Source organism: Shewanella algidipiscicola (genome assembly GCF_900380485.1).
Taxonomy (GTDB): domain Bacteria; phylum Pseudomonadota; class Gammaproteobacteria; order Enterobacterales; family Shewanellaceae; genus Shewanella; species Shewanella algidipiscicola.
In genome coordinates this window covers 630,409-652,414 of sequence record NZ_OXJV01000001.1, presented here as the reverse complement: position 1 = coordinate 652,414, position 22,006 = coordinate 630,409, and the positions used below count along the sequence as shown (strand labels likewise).

Genomic DNA, 22,006 nt, shown 5'->3' with positions numbered 1-22,006 from the left:
ACAACCATAATAAAAGTAGAGGCATAGGTTGCGAACAAATAAATTTTCTTTGGTCAATATGTCTCTAGCACGTTTATTCGCCTTGCCGTCGCCCCATAAGAAGCTATTAATGGCCTCTTGTGGTCTAGTTGGCATCGCGCTTTTATGGCCGAGTCAGCAACAAATGTTACCCCAGCGGATCCCTGTCGCGCTTGATATCGAGTCATTCGTGTTACCAGCAGAGCAGATGATGGCAGAGTCAGGCGTCGCTACTCGTCCTGACTACGTCAAAACTATCGTCAGTGGTGATACCCTAAGCGGCTTGTTTTTAGATGCCAATGTCGATCATCAAACCATGTATAAGGTACTCGAAGCCGATCTCAATATTCTGGCTTTAGATACATTAAAACCGGGTAATATTATTCGTTTTTGGCTCGATGACAGTGGTCAATTAACGCAACTAGAACTGTATTTTAATGCTGCTCGTCAAGTGGTTTTCAGCCGTTACGAGGAAGGCGGTTTTAATGTCGAAGAGATCAATATCGATGGCATTTGGCAAAATCGCTCACTGGCCGGTGATATTCAAGGTTCATTTTATCTGTCGGCGCAGCGCGTGGGGCTTAATGCTGCTGACATTCAACGTATCGAATCATTACTAAAAGAAAAACTCAATTTTGCTCGTGATTTGCGTGCCGGTGATACCTTTTCTGTATTAATGAGCGAGCAGTATATTGACGGTGAAGTCACGGGGAATCGTGACATCTTAGGGGTGAACATTCAGCGTGGTCGCAACAGTATTAATGCTTATCAAAACAGTGATGGTAACTTTTATGATGAACAAGGCCGCAGCTTAGCCAGAGCATTTCAACGGATACCGTTAGAAAAAAATTATCGCATCAGCTCTCGATTTAACCGTCACCGCCACCATCCAGTGACGGGGCGCACTGCACCGCATAATGGTACCGATTTTGCCACACCAGTGGGCACCAAAATCGTGGCACCCGGTGATGGTATCGTGTCGTTGGTGACAGATCATCGCTATGCAGGTAAGTATGTGGTGATTGAGCATGGTAACAAATACCGCACCCGTTATCTGCATTTGTCCAAAGCATTAGTGCATAAAGGTCAGCGAGTTTCTCGGGGTCAGGTAATTGCGTTATCAGGTAAAACCGGACGGATAACTGGTCCACATCTGCATTATGAGTTTCACGTTAATGGTCGCCCAGTCGATCCGATGAAAGCGGATATTCCCATGGCGAGTAAATTGTCCAATAAACAGATGAATGAGTTTGCGCAGTTAGTGAAGGTGCGCAAAATGATCATGGGACAAAGCTAGTGTTCCCAAGCGCGTTAGTTGTTTAACCCAACACATCTCGTTATAAAAAAGCCGCTAAGATAGCGGCTTTTTTATGTCGTTACGTTGGACTCTAATTCGAGCATGGTAAGCCACAAACGTAAATCAAACTCTAACTGGTGGTAATCATTTTCCATATGGCAGCAGAGTTGATAAAATGCCTTGTTATGATCTTTCTCCTTTAAGTGCGCCAATTCATGTACCACCACCATGCGTAGCAAGGGCTCGGGGACATAACGTAACTTAGAGGAGATGCGGATCTCATTTTTGGTCTTGGTTTTGCCGCCATGATTTTTAGCGATATAACTGTGTAAACCCAAGGCCTGCTTCTTTAAGGTGATCTTGTCATCGTAGAGCACCTTATTGAGTGGTTGCGACTTTTTGAGATAACGGTTTTTAAGCGCGATAGTGTAATCGTACAGGGCTTTGTCGCTGCGGATATCGTGAATGTCGGGATAACGCTGTTGCAGGACGTTCTTGAGTCGATTTTGTGCAATAAGTGCCTCGACCTGAGTAATTATCTCGGGGCGGTAACCTTGTAGGTAATGAAGATGGGTCATGTGATCTTAGTCGAACTCATATCGGCCGGGCTAGGGTGCCCGGCGTGCTTTGATGAATAAAGCTTGCGCGATGGCGGCAATTATTCAGGTTTGGCAAAGATACGTTGGTTATGATAAGCGTAAGCCACTTCAAAGGCATTCTTTTGGAAACGCTTAAGGTCGAGCCCATCAAAATCCACCATAGGCGGGTTGCGCTTGAGTTGCTCTTTGATGGTCACTGGTGAGATCAGGTGTACTGGTAAGCCGCACAACTGGATGGCCGCTTCCATCTTAAAACTGGTGGCACTGCCAGCAAGCTTACCTTTTTGCTCACGCTCGATTAAAACCACTTCATCGACTTTGTAGTCTTCCATCAATTTACAAAAGGCAAAATGAAACTCTTTAATCGATTCTGTTTTAGCCGAATTTGATACCGTTAATGAACGAGAACGGCATTCTGGCACGTTAAAGGTTTCACCTTCATAACTTAATAAACTGATGATGGCTTCGCCACCTTTTAACTCAACGCCACAAACTCTCATGATAAACCTAATAATAAAACTGTAATGGGGGTTATTGTAACCTTAATTGGCATAATGAGCAGCAGTTGCTAAAACAAATTACGCCATAAAAATCATCTTTTGCTGTAAATCCTAGCCGTTATGCAAGGGATCCCAAAGCGTTGAGCGGCGGGTTGGCCGCTCATTTTACAAAGTACGGTTATTCTTCAGGGGTGTCTTGCAAGGTAGACTTAGGTTTGCGCAGCATAGGCGCATCGCCAATATCGACACCTGTGATAAAGCGTTTATCGCGGTTATCTTTGGTCTTAGTGGTCGATTTAGGCTTAGCGGGTCTAGTCTTGTTTTGCGCTGCTTTTTTAGCGGTGGCGGGCTTACCTTTAGGTTTGGCTTTGAGGCCGCTAAACTTGGGTTTTAATCCTGCTATTTCGCTTAGCTCAAATGTGCGGCGTAAAAATAGCTGCACTTGTTTGAAGTTATCCCAATCTTTTGGCCCCACGAGTGATATAGCATCACCTTTAGCACCTGCACGGGCAGTACGGCCAATGCGGTGAATGTACTCTTCGGCTAACTTGGGCATATCGAAGTTAATCACCAAAGAGACGTTGAGTAAGTCTAAGCCGCGTGAAGCCACATCTGTGGTGACCAAGATCTGTTGTTGACCTCGGCTAAATTGATCCATTATCTGATTACGGGCTGACTGCTTTAGCTCGCCGCTCAGTGAGGCGGTGGTAAAGCCTTCATCGGCCAGTTTTGTGGCTAGACGGTCGGTATCACTGCGGGTGGCAGTAAAGATGATCACTTGCTTATGTTGTTCTTGCTTCAGTAGCGTCAGTAACAGCTTTTCTTTGTGACCTAAGTTATCGCACAGATAGACTTTTTGGGTAATATCTTGGTTTTCAACGTTTGAAGCCCCAATCGACACATGCACGGGCTCTTTTAGCAGCTCATCCGCTATCTCGTTAATTTCACCATGATCTAGCGTCGCAGAGAACATCAAGGTTTGACGACGTTTATGATCGGCCGCTTGGTTAATAGCGCGTAGCTGCTCGGCAAAGCCTAAGTCGAGCATACGGTCGGCTTCGTCAAGGATAAGTAATTCAAGCCCGTTAAGGTGCAGGTGACGCTGTTTAAGATGGTCGGCCAGGCGACCAGGTGTCGCCACCACAATATGTGGGTCTCTGGCGAGGGCTTTCGCTTGGTCATTAAAATTTTCGCCACCAAGAATTTTAAGCGCCTTGTATTGCGTATTGGCGACCAGCAGTCGTAACTGGCTGTATACCTGCGTTGCCAGCTCTCGAGTTGGCAATAAAATGAGTACGCGAGGATCGCGTTTACTCAATGCCTTGGTCGAGATAATACGCTGCATAGCAGGCAGTAAAAACGCCAAGGTCTTACCCGAGCCGGTTTTAGACGATGCCATTAGATCCTTTCCCGATAGGCCTACAGGTATCGATTGCTCTTGGATCTCGGTCGGCTTGTCGATGCCCATATGTTCTAGGCTGGTTAGTAGGCGTTTATCGAGTGAAAAATCTGAAAATTGCAAGGGTGTGCTCCAAAATATCAATAAGAGCGCATTATACATCGACTTGGTGCTTTCAGCCATTAGGATTAGCAGTCGTGGATAACGGATATCGCAATCAAGCTAAAATAAGCCATTTTCGCGCGTCATGCTTTAGCCTATGATGGCAGATAAGGGTTATGCCTTTAATTGATACTGGGCAGTGATGAGTAAGGGAGATAATAGATGGCGACTATCGGTATCGCGTTAGGCAGCGGCGCAGCTAAAGGCTGGGCGCATATTGGGGTGCTCAACGAATTAGCTAAAATGGGGATTAAACCAGACAAAGTGGCGGGGTGCTCTATTGGCTCAGTGGTCGGTGCTGCCTATGCCCAAGATAACCTCAGTGAACTGCAGCAATGGGTGAGTGGCTTTTCGAGTTGGGATGTTCTTGGCTTAATGGATTTAAGTTGGGGGAAAGGTGGTTTAATTGGCGGTGAAAAGGTGTTTGATGTGATGCAGCAACACATTGGCGTGCTCGACATTGAACAGATGAAGCGTCCCTTTGCTGCAGTGGCAACTGACCTGTATAGCGGGCAAGAGATCTGGTTTCAACGTGGTAACTTACGTCATGCGGTGCGCGCGTCGTGCTCCATGCCAGGCATTTTGCCTCCGGCGCGTATTGGCGACCGTTGGTTAGTTGACGGCGCAGTTGTTAACCCTGTGCCGATATCGGTGAGCCGAGCTATGGGGGTTGATGTGGTTATCGCCGTCGATCTTTACGGTCATCGCAAGACACGCCTAGAACAACTGCCTGTGTCGTTGTCATCCAGTGCGCAAGTGTCGGTGCCGACTGCAGAGGAGATCAAGACTCAAGGTCAAGATGTTGGCTTCATGGATCTACTGGCGCGAGGCCGAGATTATGTGTCGGGATTAACCGATAAGTTCTCTCTTGGTAATCGTAATCAGCCGGGGATGTTGGCGGTGATGTCACAGTCGATGGATATTTTAGAGCAACGCCATAAACGGGTACGTTTAATGGGGGATCCTCCCGATCTGTTGATCACCCCTAATGTTGCCGATATCGGCACCATGGAGTTTCATCGCGCGAACGAAGCGATAGAGGCGGGTGAGCAAGCGGTTAAAAAAGTGGCTCATATTATCACCACTGTGCTCGAAGAATACCCAGAAACCCCCGGTCGCTAATGATTAGGATTAGCGTTGTCAGATAATGTGAGGGGCTTGACTGAGTTAGTATGCCGCGATGAAGGATTCGATGAGACGCTAAGTTGATCGAGTCCCTAAACCTGTTTTTAAAAGCGGCCTAGTTTTTGCTTTAACATGATATCGTTTAGCAGTCGTCGACATTTTGACAATGAATCCAATCAGTCAGCTTCCAACAACCTCTAATTCTCAACAGGTAACCGACGCCTATGGTGGCGTGCTTAAGCATCAAACTCAAGGCGCGAATGCACCGGCCGACACGGTAAGCTTAGGCGAGCGAACTCGTCCGGCGCAAACAAACGGTAGCGCGATCGCCCAAGAAGAGGTGTCATTATCGCCTCGGGCGCAGCGAGCCCAAAAAATTGAGGCGATGGCAGACGACTTCTTCAGTGCTGGTGCGTTTAGTATTAATGATATTCCTAAGCTTATACAGCGGTTACATCAAGATGGTATCCTGTCAGATAGCCAACTAAACCGCTTAAGCTCAGCAGGATTTGAGATCCCAGAGCCCAATGATGCGCCGCAATCACTGCTGAACTTTATTGACAGTAAGCAAGAGGGATTAACGCAATCGGAGCCCGATCAGGCGCTACATAAAATGCTCGATGATGCCAAAACCGTGCTTAATAACATGGACGGTATAGATGGTGCGTTATACAGCCAAACCGCCGCCCGGGTTTCGGCTCAGTTAACTGTGTTGATCAACGCCGACACTAATATGCCCGCAATGGACAAAGAGCAATGGCAGGGGTTGAAATCGACCATGCAATTGGCCGCTTCTATGGGAAATTCACAACAATCGAGCGGCCAGTTAAACAGTTATTTAGCGCTATCTAAGCGACTTACGTAATTTACTAACACTTACTCACAGCTTGTCCCGACTTTTTACATTATCTAGCCTTGTTTCGATGTTCGGTCAAGGTCACTTTTTGAGATAAGTGGCCTAGTTGGCAGTAATCTTTTGTCGCTAAATACCATCGGTAAAACCATGATCTGGATCAAGGTACTTCGAGTGACTTTGTAGCCTAATACGCTACATATTGTGCTTAAACGTTTTATTGGCACTATATATGGTGTCATTTTGAACGTTACTTGAGGAGATATTAAACAATGCCAGTAGTTATTAAGCGGGATGGTTACCGCACGCCTTTTGACGAAACAAGGATCAGAGACGCTGTAGTTGCCGCTGCAAACTCAGCAGGTATTGATGATGTTACCTATGCGACTCAAGTAGCGCGACAAGTGAGTCTCGTCATGGCCGATATGGCCGAAGTGGATATCCACGACCTGCAAAATGCAGTCGAAAATCAACTAATGGAAGGACCCTATAAGGCCTTAGCACGCGTGTATATCGAATATCGTCATGATAGAGATATTCATCGAGAGCAAAGCAGCCGACTTAATCGTGATATTCGTGGTCTGGTTGAACAAAGTAATGCAGCTTTGCTTAACGAAAATGCCAATAAAGACTCAAAGGTGATCCCCACCCAGCGCGATCTGCTCGCCGGTATCGTGGCCAAGCATTATGCGACTCGCCATATTTTACCCAAAGATGTGGTGTCGGCCCATGAAGCGGGTGAGATCCATTATCACGATTTGGATTACGCACCTTTTTTCCCGATGTTTAACTGCATGCTAATTGATTTAGCCGGTATGCTGACTCATGGTTTTAAGATGGGCAATGCCGAAATTGAAACCCCAAAATCGATCTCCACGGCCACGGCAGTGACGGCACAAATTATTGCTCAGGTAGCAAGCCATATTTATGGCGGCACTACCATTAACCGCATCGATGAAGTGTTAGCACCATTTGTGGCTAAAAGCTATGACAAACACTATCAAGTGGCCTTAAAGTGGGGCATTACAGATGCCAAAGCCTTTGCCACCGCGCAGACCGAAAAAGAGTGTCACGATGCGTTCCAGTCATTGGAGTATGAGGTCAACACCTTACATACTGCTAATGGACAAACACCATTTGTGACCTTTGGCTTTGGTTTAGGCACCTCGTGGGAGTCGCGATTAATCCAATCCTCAATGATGAAAGTGCGGATGGCTGGGTTGGGTAAAAATCGCAAAACGGCAGTGTTCCCTAAATTGGTGTTTGCGATTCGAGATGGTATAAACCATAAGAGTGGCGATTGTAACTACGATATCAAGCAGTTAGCGTTAAAATGTGCCACCATGCGTATGTATCCAGATATTTTAAACTATGAGCAAGTGGAAAAAGTCACTGGCTCATTTAAGACGCCAATGGGCTGTCGTAGCTTTTTAGGTACCTACGAAGAAGAGGGTGAACTGGTCCATGATGGGCGTAATAACCTAGGTGTGGTGAGCTTAAACTTGCCGCGAGTCGCCTTAGAAGCCAATGGTGATGAAGCGCGTTTCTTTGCCATTTTAGATCAACGTTTAGCCATTGCCAGACGCGCATTAGATACACGTATCGAACGTCTAGAAGGAGTGAAAGCACGCGTTGCCCCGATTTTGTACATGGAAGGGGCGTGTGGTGTACGTTTGCGCGCCGATGATGATATTAGTCAGATTTTCAAAAATGGCCGCGCATCAATTTCGTTAGGTTATATAGGACTACATGAAACCGTTAATGCGCTTTATGGCAATCAAATTCACCTGTTTGACAGTGAGCAGTTACGCGCCAAAGCGATTGCCATTATTGAACATCTTAAAGCGGCAACAGTGCGCTGGCGTGACGAGTCCGGTTATGCCTTTAGCTTATACAGCACACCGAGTGAAAACCTTTGTAGCCGTTTTTGTAAACTCGACACTAAGGCTTTTGGGGTGATTGATGGCGTGACCGACAGAGGTTACTACACCAACAGTTTCCACTTAGATGTGGAAAAAAAGGTCAACCCTTACGATAAGCTGGATTTTGAGATGCCTTATCCAGCACTGACCAACGGTGGATTTATCTGCTACGGTGAATACCCCAATATGCAGCATAATATTGAAGCGCTCGAAAACGTGTGGGATTACAGTTATAGCCGCGTGCCTTATTACGGCACAAATACGCCAATTGACGAGTGTTATGACTGTGGCTTTACCGGTGAATTTAGCTGTACCAGTAAGGGCTTTACCTGTCCTAAATGCGGTAATCATGAGCCCAGTCGAGTCTCAGTGACGCGTCGAGTGTGCGGTTATTTAGGCAGCCCAGATGCGCGGCCATTTAACTATGGTAAGCAAGAAGAGGTTAAGCGCCGGGTAAAACACCTGTAGGCGTTAAGTGGTAACGGTTGGCGCGCTGATGCGCGCCTAAGTGTTAATAAGCTCGAGGCTTAGATGAATTACCAGCAATACTTTCCAGTCGATGTGGTCAATGGTCCTGGTACGCGAGCGACCCTGTTTGTGTCTGGTTGCGAGCATCAATGCCGCGGCTGTTATAATCAGTCGACTTGGAACCCGGCAGCGGGTCATCTATTCGATGCCGCCATGGTTGAGCAGATCATTACGGATCTGCAAGATACACGTATCGTGCGCCGGGGGTTATCGTTATCGGGCGGCGATCCGCTTTATCCGCACAATGTGGCCCAGATACTTGCGTTAGTAAAACGTGTTAAGCATGAGTGTCCAGATAAGGATATTTGGCTGTGGAGCGGTTATCGCTTAGATGAATTATCGACAGTCCAGCGCCAGGTACTGCATTATGTGGATGTGCTGGTAGATGGCAAATTTGAACAATCGCTTGCCGATCCAAGCTTAAGATTTCGTGGCAGTAGCAATCAGGTGATCCACCATTTCAAGCAATAGTGATATAATGTCGGCCAAACAGATAGGCGCAGTCAGCAATCTTGCTTGATTGGCCGAGTATTATCGATTTACTTTAAGGCAAGTTAATGAATTTAAAGCAAGAGTTACAGCAACTTAATGACCGACTCGACAAATGTCGTCGTAAATTAGATGCGGCAGAAAAACGCGGTGATCACGCGGTGATTTTGCAGTTTAAGCAAGAGATCAATGCTGTAACGAAACAGATTGCCCATGTTAAAAACCAACAGACACGCTTGTTGAACAAAAAAGGCACCGATGTAAAGTCACTGCCTTTTAGTCGCACACTGACTAAAGCGGAACAAGCCGATATGGGCAAATTAAAGAAATCAGTCAAAGGATTAGTGGTTGTGCATCCGATGACTGCATTAGGACGTGAAATGGGCTTAACCCAAGTCACAGGCTTTGCCCCTAAAGCGTTTTAATCCTCCATTGCCGACATTTGATTAGCGTACGTGAGCGATATCATATCGTTTATCGTGCGCTCGGCGTATGCTTAGCGCTCTTTAATACGCTGCGAGTGAAGTAATAACCGATTCAATTATTCGGCTATTTCACTGTAAGGCAAAAACACATAAAATGCTCAGTCTGACAGTAAGGCCGCATCCTAGCCTTAGTTATTTTCTACCTCTTTTTTTGACTCGGACAGAGCGAGTAATAAAGGTTATTTCATGTCAATTAAGTATGTCGCCACTTCAAAATTACCAACGCCTTGGGGCGTATTCGCCATGCATGGTTTTGAAGACACAGACACTGGCAAAGAACATGTCGCACTCACTTTTGGTCAACTCGATGCCAATAGCCCCATACTTGGGCGTATTCATTCAGAATGTTTAACTGGCGATGCACTGTTTAGTTTGCGTTGCGATTGTGGTTTTCAACTACAGACGGCGATGCAAAATATTGCCGAGGCAGGACAAGGGTTTATTTTATACCTTCGCCAAGAGGGGCGAGGCATAGGCTTACTCAATAAAATCCGTGCCTATGAACTACAAGATCAAGGCGCTAACACGGTCGAAGCAAATGAGCGACTCGGTTTTGAAGCCGACATGCGCAAATATGACATGATCAAGCCGATGATGGAGAAAATTGGCGTACATCAAGTTAAGTTGATGACCAATAACCCTCGTAAAGTCAAAGCAATGAAAGAGCTCGGCATTGATGTGGTTGAACGTGTTCCGCTACAAGTGGGTAAAAATCGCTACAATGAAGCGTATTTAAAAACCAAGTCAACAGAGCTGGGACATATGATGTCTGAGTATCATTTTACTGAAGAAGCAAACGTCGTTAAGCCCCCTAAGGCTGAGTAACGTTCGTACTTTTTTAGTGTGTTAACGCTATCAAGACACTGCGGCGATTGCGGCAGTGTCCTTGTTTACCGCGCTTAGCTTCTTTACTCTCTGCCTGCAAAAACCTGCAAAAACCTGCAAAAACCTGCAAAAACCTGCAACCTCAAAATGATAGTTGTGGTGTCGTGCTTTCATAGCACTTTTGGCTTTAGTGCCTATCTATGCGAGTCGCAACCAGGCTATTTGAGCGGGTCATCTTATGCGATAAGCTGAGGATGACGGCGCTACAGCCGGCTAATATGCCAGCTTAACGCTTTCCCCAGATATGTACGTTAGTACTACCAGAATTGGCGTCCTTAGCTGCGCTCTTGTTACCGCTCGTAGGGCTTGTCATTCGAGTTGATGTGCCCCCCTCACTGTCCGCTTTCGGCTTAGGCAGTGGTAGCTTATTCATTTTGAGGTAAAGGTATTCTACTTTTTCTCTGGCCCAAGGCGTTTTACGTAAAAACTTAAGGCTAGATTTAATACTAGGGTCGTGATTAAAACAACGAATGTCGATCCGTGCGCCTAGTTCTTCCCACCCATAATGGTCGACTAAATCGGTGAGCAGTGTTTCGAGTTTAATGCCGTGCAGAGGATTATTTGCTTGAGTCATATTGTGCGATTGTCCAGGTAAATTAGGCTGATTATATCAGTTTATATGGGGGTGGGTTGATAAAAAGCACTGGCTCCAACTTCCCGTTTTAGCGTTATTGGATTTATCGGTAGTAGATTGCCTTCTTGCATGTTCGCACTGACGCATGCTTGGCGTTTTGTGCTGATAACCAATCAATTCAGCTTAAAGGATGTGAAGTTAAAAGGGGGGGGGGCGTCAAGTTTCATAATAAAGGCACCTAAGGTGCCTTTATTATTGATTTAAACAGGGCATGCAGCTTATTTGGGCTGCTGCTGGCTCAGAGTCTGGTAGCCTCCACCATTATAAGTATTGGTATAACCTTGCTCAATTAAACTCATTTGGGCAATATCACTGCGACGTCCACTACGGCAATACAGCACTACATTGGTCGCTTTATCTATATTACGTTTAGCAAATTCTGCGGCAATATTTTCAAATGGGATGTTAATCGCATTGGCTAAATGCCCTTGGGCAAACTCTTCAGGGGTACGCACATCGACTATCATGGCGCCGTTATCTATCATCTGCCATGCGGTGGTTTCAATGTCTTGTTCAGCCGCGATGCTCGGTGACGATAAGCCGATAGCGGCTACAAAAAAGAGCGCAATCATTGTGCCGTATCGGCTAAGTAATGTAGTGGCTTGTCCCACGTAAACTCCTTGGTATTAACTTTGTGATTTAGCGCGTTCGAGCTCGGCTTCACTCTTTACACCCAGTTTTTTCATTATCATGGCTGCAGGGCAAAACCCAGTAAAAGCGCTTTGTAATAGATTAGCGCCAACAAAGGCGGTAAGCCAGATAAAATTATGATGTACTAATGCAGTCAACGCGAGAGACAGTAACACCATAAAGCCAGCAAAAGCGAAAATACTACGTTCGATAGACATAATTAACTCCTTAATTAAGCGGCAGTATTTGCCGTTTTTTGTGGTATGCGGTGGCGCATCACTGTGTAATAGAGCACAGGGATCACAACCAAGGTAAGCAAGGTTGAGACTAAGATGCCGAAGATCAAACTGATGGCTAATCCATTAAAAATGGGATCGTCCAGAATGAATAAGGCACCAATCATGGCCGCAAGGCCTGTCAACATAATGGGCTTTGCTCGGACGGCACCAGAGTGAATAACCGCCTGTTCAAAGGGTACGCCCGACTCTGTCTCCTGGTTAATAAAATCGACCAGTAATATTGAGTTACGCACAATAATCCCGGCAAGGGCGATCATGCCGATCATTGAGGTGGCGGTAAATTGAGCTCCGAGCAGGGCATGACCCGGCATCACTCCTATGATGGTAAGCGGAATGGGAGCCATAATGATCAGCGGAACCGAGTAGGAGCGAAATTGACCCACTACTAAGAGGTAAATCGCAATCATGCCCACTGCATAGGCGATCCCCATGTCTCGGAAGGTTTCGTAAGTAATTTTCCACTCGCCATCCCACAATACAGCAATGGTGTCTAAGCCTGAGGGTTGGTTGACATAATGCTGCTCAAAGCCCAAGCCTGTCTCGCTATCTATGTCGGCGGCCATCTCAAACATACCGTATAGCGGGCTGTCTAGCGGCCCAGCCATATCGGCAACCACCATGATCATGGGGATCATGTTTTTATGAATAATGGGCGCATCTATGCTGCCTTTATTAATGCGCACCAATTCAGACACCGGCACTGAGTCACCGCTTTGAGTGGTGAGTCTGAGGTTTAGTACCTGCTCAAGATCCATCTTGGCAGCTTCCTCAAGCTGCAATTTAATTGGCACAGGTGTGGTTTGATTGGGTTTATGTAAGTAGCTCACCTGCTTGCCGCCAATGGAGGTGGTCACCAGATCAACGATATTGCTGTAAGGCACGCCTAATAAACTGGCCTTAGCGCGATCGATGGACACCTGCCATTTTTGTTGCATCGCAGGCAGATAGATATCGATATCGACCACATCTGGAGTTTGATGAAATAACGCTTGCAGCTGCAGGGCGGCGGTTTCTCTGAGCGCTTCGTTTGGCCCATACACCTCGGCCAGAATGGGTGACCATACCGGTGGGCCAGGAGGGACTTCAACCACCTTCACATTGGCATTATAGTGCGCCGCAGTAGCTTGCAGTGATTCGCGCACCGCTACGGCGATGCTGTGACTGTCACGATCGCGCTCAGATTTATCGACTAAATTGACCTGAATATCGCCAAGCTCCTGTGTTTGGCGTAAAAAGTAATGGCGCACTAAGCCGTTAAAGTTCATCGGTGCATTGGTGCCTGCATATAGCTGGTAATTCTCGACCTCGGCCACTTGGTTAAGCTGCTGTCCTAAGGCTTTAAGTACGCGCTGAGTTTGTTCCACCGGCGTGCCTTCGGGCATATCAAGCATCACTTGAAATTCTGATTTATTATCAAAAGGCAGCATTTTGAGTACCACCAGTTGAGTCACAGGCATAGAGATAGCAATGGCAATGAGCACCACAATCCCAGCAGCCAGACCCAGACGAGCTTTACCCGCTTGTTTACCGTGCACAAAGGGTGATATGAGCGCCGTAAAGATCGCCACCATACGATTGCTGCTGGAGGTGTTGCTGCTCTCCTGGTGTTTGTGAGATTTATTTAACAGTTTAGTGGCCAGCCACGGGGTAACAATAAAGGCGATCGCCAGTGAGATTAACATCCCCATACTGGCATTAATGGGGATTGGGCTCATGTAAGGACCCATGAGCCCAGACACAAAAGCCATCGGCATTAGGGCGGCAATGACGGTGAAGGTGGCCAATATCGTAGGGCCACCGACCTCATCCACGGCAATCGGAATTAATTGGGTAAATTCCCGTTGCCCCAGCGCCATATGACGGTGGATATTTTCTACCACGACTATGGCATCATCCACTAAAATCCCTATTGAAAAAATAAGTGCAAACAATGAGATTCGGTTTAAGGTGAAACCCCATGCCCAAGAGGCAAAGAGGGTGATGGCCAAGGTAATAATAATGGCAATACCGACCACGATGGCTTCGCGTAACCCCATGGCAAGAAATACCAATACCACCACAGCCGAGGTGGCAAACACCAATTTTAAGATTAAGGTGTTGGCTTTATCTCCGGCGGTCTTACCGTAGTTACGCGATACCGTCACCTCTACGTCGGCAGGAATTAACACGTTGTTGACCGCATCGACGCGAGCCAAGATCTCATTGGCAATATCAACCGCGTTTTCGCCAGGTTGTTTGCCAATCGCAATCGTTACCGCAGGGTAGGTGCCCTGCTTGTCGCTGTGCCACGCATTTTGGGTCGGGATATCGCTGCTAAGGCTAATATCGGCTATGTCGGCGAGATACACAGGCACACTGCGGCCGGACTCATCTTGATAGACGGCGACAACCAGTTGCTCAACTTCTTGTTGGGATTGTAAAAACTGCCCGGTTTGAATCTTAATTTCTTGGTTATCTTGAATCAGTGATACCGGCATGGATACATGGTTATTGCTGGCAAGGCTATGGCTGATCGCGTCATAGGTTAAGCCGTAAAAGCTCATTTTTGCCGGATCGATACGTACATTAAGGCTCACATTATGGCTACCAACAGTGTAAATTTCGCGGGTACCTGGAATGCGTTTTAGCTCAGTTTCGAGCCCCTTAGCCACTTGAGTTAACTGTTCGGCCGAGGTTAAGGTCGACTTTGACCAGAGGGTCAGGCTGACAATGGGCACATCATCGATACCACGTGGCTTGATCTGGGGCTCGCCGACTCCGGCTTGAGTGGCCACTTTATCCATATTGGAGTAAACCTGATTGTACAGCTTTACAATCGCCTCGTTGCGGGGAATACCCACTTCAAAAATGGCGATCAGTAAGGCGCCATCAGGTTGTGAAAACGAATACAGGGTATCTATCCCTTTGATCTGCGACAGTACCTGCTCCATTGGCAGGGTGACTAATTGTTCGACTTCACTCGGAGTTGCGCCAGGAAAAGGAATATAGACATCGGCAAAGGTCACATCTATCTGTGGCTCTTCCTCTTTAGGGGTGACGAGTACCGCGAATAGCCCCAGTAAAATGCCGAGCAATGCCAATAGCGGTGTGATGGCGCTGAGTTGAAATAGTGCGGCCACTCGCCCGGAAAAACCCAGTGAATAGGGCTGGTTTTGTTGCTTGTCGCTATCTTGATTATGTGACGGCTTCATCTTATTTACGATTCCTATTAAACGGCCAAGTCCATTACAGCGCTCATATTATTGGGCTAGATTAAGTCGGACTTGATAAGCGTCAGTCGCGATGACATCGCCTGCGGTTAAGCCTGCAAGCACTTCAAATTGATCATCTCGTTGCGCGCCTAGGCGCACTTGGGTGAGTTGGAATGTCCCTTGTTGCTCAAGGTAGACTGCACTCATCTCATTTTGATAAATAATGGCCGATTGAGGAATGGTAATAGTGCTGCGCTGGCCTGCAATAAACTTGGCTTTAACCCACATGCCCGGCATTAAGTTACTCATGCCTTTAGGTAAATCAATGCGCGTTTTATAGCTATGGCTCAAAGGATCGGCAAAGGAGAAGATGGTTAACTGTTGTGATCTCACTTTTTGGCCGTCGCTAAGTTGTAGTTCAACGCTCGATTGATTGCGCAGGGCGTCGATATAACGCAGTGGTACATGGGTCACGGCGCGCATATGCTCGGTTGAAAACCCACTGAGTAACGCTTGTCCCGGGGCGACCGTTTCACCCTCTTCAACATAACGCTGAGTCAACACGCCGGCAAAAGGGGCGCTGACCACGGTATATTGCAATGACTCATTGGCTTGCACGATCCGCGCTTTGGCGGCGCTCACGGCTTGCGCGGTGGAGCGGGCGGTGGCAATGGCTTGATCCATCTGTCCTTGTGAAATGGCGCCTTGTGGAAACAGCTCTTCAAAGCGGTGACGTTGTTTTTGCGCTTCTTCATTTTGTGCGCGGGCTCGGGCGTACTCGGCTTCGGCTGCGGCGAGCTCTGCACCTTGAGACTTACTGGTGATCTCGAGTAACGGCGCGCCTTGGGGGACAATGTCATTCACATCGTAATACAGCTTAATTATCCTGCCTGAGGTTTGCGCCGATACGGTGGCAGATTTTACCGCTTCAAGCTGCGCATCTAAGGTGACCCATTGGGGGTGCGCTTTTGCGGTGACGGTTAGCGTCTGTAAGGTATTAGCTGACGCTGCAACATTAAGCAGTAATGGCAGCAATGTGATTGATAATAGATGTTGAATACGCATGAGACTAACGACCTCCAAAAGTTTCATAAGAAAATTCTAATGAACTTTTCAAGCTTGTGCAATCTTTTATTAGAAAAATGCGATGAAGTTATGCGATAGCGTTACGCTTCATCTAAGACATTTGACGACCTCATGTAAGGACTTATGGTATTTCATATTGCATTTACACCAGTTAGGTCAGTGCTACTGTTCGAGATTCTGTTTGTGCGATTAATCATTAAGGTAATAGGTCAGTGTCGAGACCACTCTTACTTTTTTGATGCTGGGTGTATTGCTATCGCGATCGGAAATAGTGAATTGCCCTTGAGAAGCCTGTTTGATTTTGCCCAGTTTTGAGGCCGAATCGATGGCAAATTTTTCTGCTGTCTGGCGCGCATTCTCTGTGGCAGATTGCACCATTTGCGGTTTAATGTCGTTTAACTGAGTAAAAATAAATTCGGTGCGGCTATCATAATCTTGGCTCGATATGGCAATACCTTCTTTGGCTAATTCCAATAGATTGCTTTGTATGCGCAGTAATAATTCAACGCGCTGAGTGTAAAGGGAGATAGTCACTTGTGCGGCGTAGCGATAACGCACATTAGGGTCGACATAGCCTTGCGCTTGTCTGTCTTGAATCGAAGGCAGTGAGATCGACACCTCATCACTGCTAAAACCCTGTTTTATTAGGAAGGCAACCACTTTATCGGTTTTGCTTTGCACATTGAGGTAGAGATTATTTAAGTCGTTATCCACCTCTGTGAAGCGGATGGGCCAAATGGCAGTATCTGCATTGACTTCCAATTCAGCCAAGCCTTTTACGGTGACGGTGCGCTCCATGGCGCGCATAGTGATGAGGCTATTACCCACTTGGCTGCCCAGCAGATAGAGACCAATACAGATAAACGCGCCCAGTAGTACAGTGGAGAGTGATTTTTGCATAAAAAAGCGTCCTAATTGCTTGTTGTGCTTTATAAAGCATATGCTTGTTAAGGTTTTTTATCTAGCCTATTTTTTTAGGCTTGTCTTGTGATGGGGCAGCCTGTTTATTTGCCAACCCTGATTCTTATGAGATTAGGCTTGTAATGGCTTTGATTATCAAGGTTGTCTGATAAAATTATTTATTTAAATATTTGATTACATATTCTATTTTGTTTTATTTGAATCAAAAAGGGGGGCTGCAATATAAAAAAACCGCACAGATGTGCGGTTTTTTATTGCAGTTATCGCTCAGTACAATTTCAACAGGCTTGTACTTAAAACGTGTAGTTGTACTGCATTGAATAATAGGTTGCATTTGAACGCGTCGTGGCATTGACCAAACCAGTGTTTGGCCCAATAGGTAAGCCGCCCGTGACTGAGCTGTTTTCAATTAAGTGAACATCTTCACCACGCACCACGGCGATACCAAAATCGATGCTGGTGTTGGTCGATAAGGCGTAGGTCGCGCCTGCGGTATACCATTTGCGATCAGAGTCTGGGATAGAGATTGAACTCAGCTCACCCACAACGCCCTCATCAGCCATAAAGCCGGCGCGCAGGGTCCATGTGTTGTTTAGACTATAAGTACCACCGACACTGAACAACCACGAGTCATCCCATGCGTAGGTTTTTAAGCTGCTCGAGCCAACAGATACTGGCCCTAAAGTGCCATCGTTTACCGTTAACTCGTGGAAATCACCCCAAGTGGTTAACTGCGCAGTATAGTGCAGCGCAAATTTATCGGTTAACTGATGAAAACCAGCTACTTGGAAAATATCGGGCAGGGGAATATTGATCTCATCAAAGGCTACAGCTGCCTGTGCTTGAGGGTTGTAGATATTAATATCACCTGAGGCTTTAAAGTCTGGGCTAAAGCGGTAACTCATGCCAAAACGGTGATCGGCATTGATTTCATACACAGCGCCGATAATGCCACCAAACGCCACGCCATCGGCATCGACATCAACTAGCTCTTGCTCAATGCTACCAGCTTGCGTGGGCACTGTACCGCCACGAGTGAGCGTGCCTTCGCCGTAGATCATATCAAGGCCTGCACCGACACTAAAATGGTCATTAAAACGATATGATGCACTTAGGTTGAAGTTAAGCGTGGTGACTTCAGTCTTGCCTAATAGATCGAGCGGTGCGGGTAGCGTACCACCCACGAGTTGAGTCGATAAGTCTGTGGTATCGGTACCTGTACCGAAGTTACTGAACAGCGCCACCCCGTAGGCGAATTTATCGTTTACCGGGCTAACGTAGTAAAAGTTAGGGATGATTTTGGCATCGGCGGCATCATCGACACCACCGTAATGGATTTCGCCTAACTGAGAGTCGATATAGACATCGCTAACAGTCACTTCAACATCGGCGTAGTTCAATCCCATTGATAGTTGTTTTTTGTCAAACAGCGCCATCGCTGCTGGGTTACGTGCGAGTACCGATGCATTATCGGCAATAACGGCATCACCGGCAAAGGCTCGGCCCACACCGGTGGCTGATTGTGCGTTAAGCAGAAATCCGGCTGCCATCGTTTGTGAGCTCGCGAGCGTAACAGCAACGGCTAATATTGTCTTGTTAAAAGGCTTCATAAATCAATTCTCATTATTATCGGTCTCGTGTTATTAGTGAGTTGGCTGAGCAATCTCTCGAGATCCTTTTGTTAGTCGGGTGCATAGTAGGGGGGGGGGCGATGCGCCAACAACTCCGACCAGATCGAGTTTTATGTTGTTTTTTTGTGAATAAAAATACTTGCATGATTAAAAAAATTGCACGGCGACTGAAATTAGCTTGTGACACTAGATATGACGTGATTCATGAGTTCTAGCATGTTTAACTAACAAGTTAACAGATTGTAATGAAGACATTTTTTGTAAAAATTGACAGGAATAAAAAAAGCGTACATGTGTACGCTTTTTGGGTATCACTCAGTCATTTGACTGAGTCGTTAACCGTCGATAGTCGATTTAAACTGCATTTAACTTTGACTGGCATCGACGATTTATTGCGACAAGGCCTGGTTGTCATCGCATCATAGCTTGTAACTAAATTGCTCAAACTGCTCAGTGATCTCTTCAGTGGGTTTAAACAGTAAGCTCACGACTATGCCAGCAAGGGTGGCGAACAAAAATCCAGGTAAAATCTCATACAATTCGAATATTCCACCACTGACTTGTTTCCACAACACCACGGTTAACGCGCCCACTAAAATGGTGGCAATGGCACCATTACGGCTGTAGTGTTTCCAAAAGAGTGCCAGTAACACCACAGGGCCAAATGCGGCGCCGAATCCGGCCCATGCATAACTGACGAGGCCTAAAACACTGCTTTCTGGGTTAAGGGCGATAATGCCTGAAATAAGCGCGATAGCGAGCACTCCAATGCGGCCGACTAGCATCAACTCTTTGCTACTCGCCTCTGGGCGCAGCCATTTTTTATAAAAGTCTTCAGTGACCACACTCGAACACACCAGTAGCTGCGAGTCGATAGTACTCATAATGGCCGATAAAATGGCGGCGATCAGCAATCCGCCAATCCAGGGGTTAAAGGCGGCATGCGCTAAATGGATAAATACTGTCTCTGGGTTTGCCAATGGCGCATCGGCAAAATAGAGCGAGCCTGCGAGTCCTGTGGCGAGTGCGCCAAATAAGGCAACAACCATCCAACTCATGGCGATACGACGGGAGACTGCAATGTCATCTGGGCTGGCGATGGCCATAAAGCGTGACAAAATATGGGGTTGACCAAAATAACCCAGTCCCCAAGCCAATAATGACACTATGCCAAACACTGTAGCGTCAGGGTTTATCATTGATAGCATGGCGGGATCGAGCTGGTGTAATCCATTTTGGGTTTCGGGTTGATTGAAAATGGCCACAGGGACGAACAATAAGGCGATAAGCATTAAACAGCCCTGAAAAAAGTCGGTCCAACTTACTGCAAAAAAGCCCCCGACAAAGGTGTAAGCCACAATAATAGCTGAACCTATCACAAGGGCTAAGGTGTAATCTAGACCAAAGACTTTCTCAAACAGTATGGCGCCACCGACCATACCAGAGGAGGCATAAAAGGTGAAAAACACCAAAATGGTGACCGCAGAGACCAGCCTTAACACGCCATGTTTATCGTCGAAACGTTTTTCAAAAAAGTCAGGTAGCGTTAGCGCGTTATCGGTAAATTGGGTATAGATGCGTAGGCGCTTGGCAACAAACAACCAGTTAAGCCATGCACCAAAAACTAGGCCAATACCGATCCAAGCTTCTCCTAATCCACCGAGATAGACAGCGCCCGGTAAGCCTAATAGTAGCCAACCCGACATGTCAGATGCGCCAACGCTCAATGCGGTAACCGCAGGGCCCATAGAGCGGCCCCCTAAAATATAGTCATCAACCGAATCCGTGGCTTTATAGGCCCATAGGCCTATCCCCATCATTAAGGCAAGATAGCCAAAAAAAGTGATTAATATGGGTAATTCAATAGTCATGCTTGTGCCATTTTATAGTTATGTTTTTTGAGAGGTCGCTATGCTAGCAGATGTTGGCTCTGCAGCTCAATAAAGGCGGCTAATGTGATGAAGATCTAACCTATGGCAAGTAAAACTCGCCATAGGTTGTAATCATTTTAGATGAAAGTTTGCTGAATTTCGTTTTTAATGTTGTCGATATCGGAGTGGTGTTCGGCAACTAATAACATGTAGGCGTTGTCTGCTGTAAAGCCTTCCCCTTGATAACGGTTATCGGCAAAGGCTTGTTCTAAGATCATGCGCTCTTCAATGGGCACAATAAATAAGGTGACTTTGCCTTGCTCACCTTGCATCACTAAATGCAAACTTCTCACCCCTTGAAAGTCGCAATAGGTACTGAAAAACACTCGCCCTGGCTGCTCTGTAAAACGCGCATTAGCAAAATTTCCCAGTGACGCTAACTGACTATTTATGGTGTTATAGCTGATATCGAGACTGCTTTGCATCGCAACGGTCTCGTGAGCAACATGGGCTAGGGCATGTTCACCCAAATCGACCGGCCCCAGCCTAAACAGGCTAAAACTGATGCCTGCGACAAAAGCCACCGAAGCGACCATGGCCAAGGTGAAGCCCATTTTGCGGCGACGTACTTGGTGTTGATGTAACTGTTGATTTAATAGCAGTTTTGCTTCTAAGCCAGTGGGGACATCGATATTAAGTGCCGCTTCAATTTGGTTGTCAAAGCGCTTTAAGTCATTGACAAACTGAGTGCGTTGGCTCGACTCTCCCATGGCTGCGATGAAGTCGGCATCACGACGCTGCGGATTTTCATAGGCCTCGCGGCGGAATTTCAACTCATCCATTGGAGTGCCCCCTTGTTTGCGTATCATCGAGCATATCTTTTAATTGGTTGCGAGCCCTGAAGAGGCGCGTCATAACGGTATTGCGGTTAAGGTCTAATATGTTGGCAATCTCATCGCCGGTAAAACCACCGATAACCTGCAGGATTAATGGTTCTCGGTATTCGACTTCAAGACGAGCGATTTGCCGTCGTAGCAGATGTTGCTCCATATTGTCTTCAGTTGACAGCGACACTTTGTCGGCCAATTCAGATTGTTCGACATCAGAGTAGTCAAACTGTTTGCGTTCAAACCTTCGGGCATTTTCTCTACGTAAAATGGTAATTAACCAAGCTTTCGCGGCTTTATCATCCTTAAGGGATTCGAGTGAGCGCCAAGCCCTTAAAAAGGTCTCTTGGGTGATATCTTCTGCGATATGTTTATCGCCGCAAAGCCAATAGGCGTAACGGTAAAGATCGCTATGAAGTGCCCTGACAAGGCTATCGTATCGTCGTTGTTTACTTAGCATGTCATTATTGACCGAGGGACTCGGCACTTTCTTTCGCTTAAAGCTAAACATTTTTACTCGCTATGATGCATACGTGGTGTTCACGTTATTGATATGGTGCTTAACCAACAGGAATAACCTTATTCCTGTTGGTT

20 protein-coding genes are annotated in these 22,006 nt (G+C 46.6%); 7 read left to right on the top strand and 13 right to left on the bottom strand.

Features of this window, described 5'->3' with window-relative positions; genetic code table 11:
• The first annotated feature begins 28 nt into the window (after nucleotides 1–28).
• Nucleotides 29–1,315, top strand: a complete 1,287-nt coding sequence (locus DN599_RS02890) for a peptidoglycan DD-metalloendopeptidase family protein (RefSeq protein WP_204165088.1) — start codon at nucleotides 29–31, stop codon at nucleotides 1,313–1,315.
• A gap of 71 nt (nucleotides 1,316–1,386) precedes the next feature.
• Here the strand turns inward: DN599_RS02890 and DN599_RS02885 are convergent, their stop codons facing one another.
• The 3 genes from DN599_RS02885 to DN599_RS02875 form a co-directional block, all read right to left on the bottom strand.
• Nucleotides 1,387–1,893: a M48 metallopeptidase family protein gene (locus tag DN599_RS02885; protein WP_110456137.1), complete on the bottom strand. Its 507-nt coding sequence runs from the start codon at nucleotides 1,891–1,893 to the stop codon at nucleotides 1,387–1,389.
• Nucleotides 1,894–1,973: 80 nt separating this feature from the next.
• Nucleotides 1,974–2,414, bottom strand: coding sequence for a DUF3010 family protein (locus DN599_RS02880; RefSeq protein ID WP_110456136.1), 441 nt, complete (start codon nucleotides 2,412–2,414; stop codon nucleotides 1,974–1,976).
• Nucleotides 2,415–2,592: 178 nt separating this feature from the next.
• The gene (locus DN599_RS02875) at nucleotides 2,593–3,936 is read right to left on the bottom strand and encodes a DEAD/DEAH box helicase (RefSeq protein WP_110456771.1); all 1,344 of its coding nucleotides are present in this window, start codon (nucleotides 3,934–3,936) and stop codon (nucleotides 2,593–2,595) included.
• Nucleotides 3,937–4,137: 201 nt separating this feature from the next.
• Here DN599_RS02875 and rssA point away from each other — a divergent pair, with 201 nt between their 5' ends.
• The 6 genes from rssA to ribA all read left to right on the top strand — a co-directional run bounded on the left by rssA (nucleotide 4,138) and on the right by ribA (nucleotide 10,202).
• Complete coding sequence (gene rssA / locus DN599_RS02870) at nucleotides 4,138–5,097, top strand: patatin-like phospholipase RssA (protein WP_110456135.1); 960 nt, start codon at nucleotides 4,138–4,140, stop codon at nucleotides 5,095–5,097.
• A 169-nt stretch (nucleotides 5,098–5,266) separates the two neighbouring features.
• Nucleotides 5,267–5,965: a hypothetical protein gene (locus DN599_RS02865; protein ID WP_110456134.1), complete on the top strand. Its 699-nt coding sequence runs from the start codon at nucleotides 5,267–5,269 to the stop codon at nucleotides 5,963–5,965.
• A 260-nt stretch (nucleotides 5,966–6,225) separates the two neighbouring features.
• Nucleotides 6,226–8,343, top strand: coding sequence for an anaerobic ribonucleoside-triphosphate reductase (gene nrdD / locus DN599_RS02860; RefSeq protein WP_110456133.1), 2,118 nt, complete (start codon nucleotides 6,226–6,228; stop codon nucleotides 8,341–8,343).
• A 63-nt stretch (nucleotides 8,344–8,406) separates the two neighbouring features.
• Nucleotides 8,407–8,874: an anaerobic ribonucleoside-triphosphate reductase-activating protein gene (gene nrdG, locus DN599_RS02855; RefSeq protein WP_110456132.1), complete on the top strand. Its 468-nt coding sequence runs from the start codon at nucleotides 8,407–8,409 to the stop codon at nucleotides 8,872–8,874.
• A gap of 86 nt (nucleotides 8,875–8,960) precedes the next feature.
• Nucleotides 8,961–9,317: a YibL family ribosome-associated protein gene (locus tag DN599_RS02850; protein WP_110456131.1), complete on the top strand. Its 357-nt coding sequence runs from the start codon at nucleotides 8,961–8,963 to the stop codon at nucleotides 9,315–9,317.
• Between the two features lie 246 nt (nucleotides 9,318–9,563).
• Nucleotides 9,564–10,202, top strand: a complete 639-nt coding sequence (ribA, locus tag DN599_RS02845; RefSeq protein ID WP_110456130.1) for a GTP cyclohydrolase II — start codon at nucleotides 9,564–9,566, stop codon at nucleotides 10,200–10,202.
• Nucleotides 10,203–10,488: 286 nt separating this feature from the next.
• Here the strand turns inward: ribA and DN599_RS02840 are convergent, their stop codons facing one another.
• The 10 genes from DN599_RS02840 to DN599_RS02795 all read right to left on the bottom strand — a co-directional run bounded on the left by DN599_RS02840 (nucleotide 10,489) and on the right by DN599_RS02795 (nucleotide 21,923).
• The gene (locus DN599_RS02840) at nucleotides 10,489–10,836 is read right to left on the bottom strand and encodes a VF530 family protein (protein WP_110456129.1); all 348 of its coding nucleotides are present in this window, start codon (nucleotides 10,834–10,836) and stop codon (nucleotides 10,489–10,491) included.
• Nucleotides 10,837–11,114: 278 nt separating this feature from the next.
• On the bottom strand, nucleotides 11,115–11,468 hold the full coding sequence (locus DN599_RS02835; protein WP_110456770.1) for a rhodanese-like domain-containing protein: 354 nt from the start codon (nucleotides 11,466–11,468) through the stop codon (nucleotides 11,115–11,117).
• 54 nt (nucleotides 11,469–11,522) lie between these two features.
• The gene (locus tag DN599_RS02830) at nucleotides 11,523–11,744 is read right to left on the bottom strand and encodes a YgaP family membrane protein (RefSeq protein ID WP_110456128.1); all 222 of its coding nucleotides are present in this window, start codon (nucleotides 11,742–11,744) and stop codon (nucleotides 11,523–11,525) included.
• Between the two features lie 14 nt (nucleotides 11,745–11,758).
• Nucleotides 11,759–15,016, bottom strand: coding sequence for an efflux RND transporter permease subunit (locus DN599_RS02825; protein ID WP_110456127.1), 3,258 nt, complete (start codon nucleotides 15,014–15,016; stop codon nucleotides 11,759–11,761).
• Nucleotides 15,017–15,064: 48 nt separating this feature from the next.
• Nucleotides 15,065–16,081, bottom strand: coding sequence for an efflux RND transporter periplasmic adaptor subunit (locus DN599_RS02820; RefSeq protein ID WP_110456126.1), 1,017 nt, complete (start codon nucleotides 16,079–16,081; stop codon nucleotides 15,065–15,067).
• 210 nt (nucleotides 16,082–16,291) lie between these two features.
• Complete coding sequence (locus tag DN599_RS02815; protein ID WP_110456125.1) at nucleotides 16,292–17,002, bottom strand: SIMPL domain-containing protein; 711 nt, start codon at nucleotides 17,000–17,002, stop codon at nucleotides 16,292–16,294.
• 314 nt (nucleotides 17,003–17,316) lie between these two features.
• Entirely contained in the window at nucleotides 17,317–18,633 is a 1,317-nt protein-coding gene (locus DN599_RS02810) for an OmpP1/FadL family transporter (RefSeq protein ID WP_110456124.1), read from the bottom strand.
• A 440-nt stretch (nucleotides 18,634–19,073) separates the two neighbouring features.
• A complete protein-coding gene (putP, locus tag DN599_RS02805) occupies nucleotides 19,074–20,525 on the bottom strand; it encodes a sodium/proline symporter PutP (protein ID WP_110456123.1) in 1,452 nt (483 codons plus the stop codon).
• A 137-nt stretch (nucleotides 20,526–20,662) separates the two neighbouring features.
• The gene (locus tag DN599_RS02800; RefSeq protein WP_110456122.1) at nucleotides 20,663–21,367 is read right to left on the bottom strand and encodes a DUF3379 domain-containing protein; all 705 of its coding nucleotides are present in this window, start codon (nucleotides 21,365–21,367) and stop codon (nucleotides 20,663–20,665) included.
• Nucleotides 21,360–21,923, bottom strand: coding sequence for a sigma-70 family RNA polymerase sigma factor (locus DN599_RS02795; protein WP_110456121.1), 564 nt, complete (start codon nucleotides 21,921–21,923; stop codon nucleotides 21,360–21,362). Before DN599_RS02795 ends, DN599_RS02800 begins: the two co-directional genes overlap by 8 nt.
• Nucleotides 21,924–22,006 lie beyond the last annotated feature (83 nt).

Excerpts from the sequence above, each read along its gene's own strand:
- DN599_RS02885 (WP_110456137.1), bottom strand. The coding sequence starts at position 1,893 with ATGACCCATCTTCATTACCTACAAGGTTACCGCCCCGAGATAATTACT.
- DN599_RS02880 (WP_110456136.1), bottom strand. The coding sequence starts at position 2,414 with ATGAGAGTTTGTGGCGTTGAGTTAAAAGGTGGCGAAGCCATCATCAGT.
- rssA (WP_110456135.1), top strand. The coding sequence starts at position 4,138 with ATGGCGACTATCGGTATCGCGTTAGGCAGCGGCGCAGCTAAAGGCTGG.
- DN599_RS02865 (WP_110456134.1), top strand. The coding sequence starts at position 5,267 with ATGAATCCAATCAGTCAGCTTCCAACAACCTCTAATTCTCAACAGGTA.
- nrdD (WP_110456133.1), top strand. The coding sequence starts at position 6,226 with ATGCCAGTAGTTATTAAGCGGGATGGTTACCGCACGCCTTTTGACGAA.
- nrdG (WP_110456132.1), top strand. The coding sequence starts at position 8,407 with ATGAATTACCAGCAATACTTTCCAGTCGATGTGGTCAATGGTCCTGGT.
- DN599_RS02850 (WP_110456131.1), top strand. The coding sequence starts at position 8,961 with ATGAATTTAAAGCAAGAGTTACAGCAACTTAATGACCGACTCGACAAA.
- ribA (WP_110456130.1), top strand. The coding sequence starts at position 9,564 with ATGTCAATTAAGTATGTCGCCACTTCAAAATTACCAACGCCTTGGGGC.
- DN599_RS02840 (WP_110456129.1), bottom strand. The coding sequence starts at position 10,836 with ATGACTCAAGCAAATAATCCTCTGCACGGCATTAAACTCGAAACACTG.
- DN599_RS02835 (WP_110456770.1), bottom strand. The coding sequence starts at position 11,468 with ATGATTGCGCTCTTTTTTGTAGCCGCTATCGGCTTATCGTCACCGAGC.
- DN599_RS02830 (WP_110456128.1), bottom strand. The coding sequence starts at position 11,744 with ATGTCTATCGAACGTAGTATTTTCGCTTTTGCTGGCTTTATGGTGTTA.
- DN599_RS02825 (WP_110456127.1), bottom strand. The coding sequence starts at position 15,016 with ATGAAGCCGTCACATAATCAAGATAGCGACAAGCAACAAAACCAGCCC.
- DN599_RS02820 (WP_110456126.1), bottom strand. The coding sequence starts at position 16,081 with ATGCGTATTCAACATCTATTATCAATCACATTGCTGCCATTACTGCTT.
- DN599_RS02815 (WP_110456125.1), bottom strand. The coding sequence starts at position 17,002 with ATGCAAAAATCACTCTCCACTGTACTACTGGGCGCGTTTATCTGTATT.
- DN599_RS02810 (WP_110456124.1), bottom strand. The coding sequence starts at position 18,633 with ATGAAGCCTTTTAACAAGACAATATTAGCCGTTGCTGTTACGCTCGCG.
- putP (WP_110456123.1), bottom strand. The coding sequence starts at position 20,525 with ATGACTATTGAATTACCCATATTAATCACTTTTTTTGGCTATCTTGCC.
- DN599_RS02800 (WP_110456122.1), bottom strand. The coding sequence starts at position 21,367 with ATGGATGAGTTGAAATTCCGCCGCGAGGCCTATGAAAATCCGCAGCGT.
- DN599_RS02795 (WP_110456121.1), bottom strand. The coding sequence starts at position 21,923 with ATGTTTAGCTTTAAGCGAAAGAAAGTGCCGAGTCCCTCGGTCAATAAT.